The sequence below is a fragment of the Pseudozobellia thermophila genome (genome assembly GCF_900141855.1).
Taxonomy (GTDB): Bacteria; Bacteroidota; Bacteroidia; order Flavobacteriales; family Flavobacteriaceae; genus Pseudozobellia; species Pseudozobellia thermophila.
Window position 1 is genome coordinate 1 of sequence record NZ_FQYU01000025.1, and the last position, 2,703, is coordinate 2,703.

Below are 2,703 nucleotides of genomic sequence, written 5' to 3' on the forward strand. Positions count from 1 at the left end.
CGGTGGCGTTTGCGGGAAATGCGATGCGGAAAGCGCTGTGCCCTCCAATGGACTGTTCTACGGTGACGCTGTAGCTCGAATTGGGCAGGAATTCCCCGCCCCCGACAAGGAGCTTGCTGTTTACTATTATAGACATAGGGTAGTGTTTATTTAAAAGTTAAAATAACAATAAGCTTCAGGGTGGACAAATATATGGGGGCGTTTTCGACAAGAAGTCAGTAAGTTACGGACACCTTCACAAAGTAATGGGAGGGCGGTCCGGTCGATGGTCGCCGGTGCCGTGGGCCTCCCTAAAAGCAAAACCTGCTTTAGATGTTAGATAGCGGGTGCGGTCATGGTCACGTCCCGTTTATTTTCTCTGTACGCCATTTGCTCGGTTGAAAACGGGCATGAACGTGGTTTTTTAACGGAGCTTGGCTCCTTATTTCGAAATACCATGGAATAATAGGCCCCACGATGCCTTGGGTAAAACACCGCCCGTAAAATACGCGGAACTTAATTCTTTTGGGGCCAGTCCCAAAAGAATTAAAAACAATAACTTTAATGAAGTTTTAGAAAACTAAGCAGTTCTATCTGGGGGGCTTACATTCCCAGCACCCAAAAATAAGAACCCTAGGGCAACTTCTTTAAATAAGGCTTCTTCATCACCGTCTTGGGAGTAGTCATAAAGTGCTTTTACGGTTAAAAGACACCCCGCAACTTCCAAAGCGGCAACGGTTACGGCTATACCCGTGGCCAGTCCTCCCGAGGCTGCTGCTATGGCGGCAATGGCGGCAATGGCCGCACCTCCGGTAACCACGATCAAGGCGACCGCGTCGACGACCAACACCGCCTTGCCCAAGGTTTCCCAAAAACTGGATTCTTCTTCGTTTATGTATTTTACTCTGCTAGAGCCCTTTTTTTATAAATACAAAAGCTATCTAAATGTTTAGATAGCTCTTAGTGTTGTTTCCTACGCTGTACGGCACTCGTTGCAAACGAGGGCTAGCAGGGAATATAATTATCTTATAATCTCGAACTCATTGGAATCATTTGGTAGATGAAGATAAGTATAATAAAAGACTTCTTCGCCATTGGGTTTTTTAGTTCTTAATGCCGGCTCACCTAAATTTTTGGTGTCGGTTCTTTCAAGTGTCACTAATCTTCCATTGGCATATATGAATACCGAATAATTTGTCAATGGCTGCATATAACCTTTTGATTCATTTATAAGTTCTTGCCTTATCTCGTCCTTTTCCTGCTGCGATTCCTTTTTCGAAAGATATTCTACCGTATCGGTCTCATCATAGAATTTTGAAAGCATATTCATATAGGTGTCTACCTCGCCCTTATCAAGTAGCTCTATCAAATTTTCATAAAACCCAACGACCTTTTTTTCCAGTTCTTTACTGTCCATCAACCTAAGATCTTGGCTGTTGCGCCAGCCCTCCAGCTCATAGGGTAGGTCTGTGATATCGATGTCCCATTCCTGTTCCAGTCGTGGCACGGGGGCATCGAGCTTGGGGAAGTCAAAACTACGCAGTTCTGTATAGTTCTTGGCACGGCTCATCCCTGGTACAGTCTGCTTTTCAAAGCGTACCAGTTTGAGTTTGTTCATCACCATGTCCTTTGGCTCGATAAGCATATCTTCTTGTCCAGTATCGGGCAATAGGACCACTTTTATGGTATGTTCGCCATTGCCGAGCAGATAGGGGTTGAGGTCGATAAAGGTATTTAGGCTGTTGCGGTACCATTTTTTTACCGGTATGTCGTCCAGATAAACCTCAAAGGGCAAGTAAGAATTAAAGGCAAGCCCGTACATAATTGGTGTTATTTCTTTTTTTTTCTCCATGGAGTTGTTCTTTGATTGTACGTTGTTTTTGTCTTGTGGCCTACAACTTACTGTGCAGAGCAGAAGTAATATTATTATATGTTTCATTTCTTAAAATTTGAACGGTTTATTTTTAGGATAAAACCCTTGAAGTGGGACCTCCGCTAGCTCTGGTCTGCGAAGAGGGTGCCACAAGGGTGAATATTCTAGTTTGTGCCTTAAAACGAATAGTTTTAAAGGTAGGGTGGTAATGAAGACTTACCCCTTTTCGTACAGCGGTTAAATTAAACAAAATGATGTTTCAAAGGGGCCTGGCCCTTTGAAAATTTCTCCAAATATTCCTTTGGACTGCTCCTTCCCAATGATTTATGGGGATGGAAATGGTTGTATTCTTTCTTGAACCTCTGGGTCTCATAATTGACTTCTTCGATGTCCCTGAACAGGTGCCTGTCCAATACGTCCTCTCGATAGGTGCGGTTGAACCTTTCGATATAACCGTTCTGGCTCGGCTTTCCCGGTTGAATGTATTTTATCTCGATGTCCTCCACTTCGCAATAGTTGACAAATACCCTTGAGAGGAACTCGGGACCGTTGTCGACCCTTATTGCCAAAGGCTTGCCGTAAATCTCTATGGCCTCCCTAAGGCACTCGACCACCCGTATCCCCGGCATGGAGAAACTTCCCTCTATGCTTACCCCTATGTTTAGGACAATAATTCTTTAATAATAAGTTTGATGATGGTGTTGAAAGAGGGGGGTCCGGGGGGAGACTCATAACTTCCCTTTTTTGTTGACAACCCTATTTTTCCCTTTTGTACCATCACGCGGCTTTTCTCTTGCTTTGTTGATAAATTGTTGAAGGCGTCTCGTCCCGAAGGCTTTGGTGCCTCCTCT

At 44.2% G+C, this 2,703-nt stretch carries 4 protein-coding genes and 1 pseudogene; 1 reads left to right on the forward strand and 4 read right to left on the reverse strand.

Going from position 1 to position 2,703, the window contains the following annotated elements; translation table 11 throughout:
* Positions 1–446: 446 nt before the first annotated feature.
* Positions 447–563: pseudogene (locus BUB37_RS21400) on the forward strand (IS3-like element ISLbl2 family transposase); the annotation flags it as partial.
* Here the strand turns inward: BUB37_RS21400 and BUB37_RS21165 are convergent.
* The 4 genes from BUB37_RS21165 to BUB37_RS21850 form a co-directional block, all read right to left on the reverse strand.
* Positions 560–841 carry a hypothetical protein gene (locus BUB37_RS21165; RefSeq protein ID WP_072996067.1) on the reverse strand — a complete coding sequence of 94 codons (282 nt, stop codon included), beginning with the start codon at positions 839–841 and terminating at the stop codon, positions 560–562. The pseudogene BUB37_RS21400 and the gene BUB37_RS21165 sit on opposite strands and share 4 nt — an antisense overlap.
* Positions 842–1,000: 159 nt before the next feature.
* Positions 1,001–1,918 carry a hypothetical protein gene (locus BUB37_RS21170; RefSeq protein WP_072996069.1) on the reverse strand — a complete coding sequence of 306 codons (918 nt, stop codon included), beginning with the start codon at positions 1,916–1,918 and terminating at the stop codon, positions 1,001–1,003.
* A gap of 176 nt (positions 1,919–2,094) precedes the next feature.
* Entirely contained in the window at positions 2,095–2,481 is a 387-nt protein-coding gene (locus BUB37_RS21175; protein ID WP_072996071.1) for an IS3 family transposase, read from the reverse strand.
* Between the two features lie 32 nt (positions 2,482–2,513).
* Positions 2,514–2,703, reverse strand: a 190-nt coding sequence (locus BUB37_RS21850; protein WP_212635341.1) for a hypothetical protein, incomplete at its 5' end; no start/stop codon positions are given.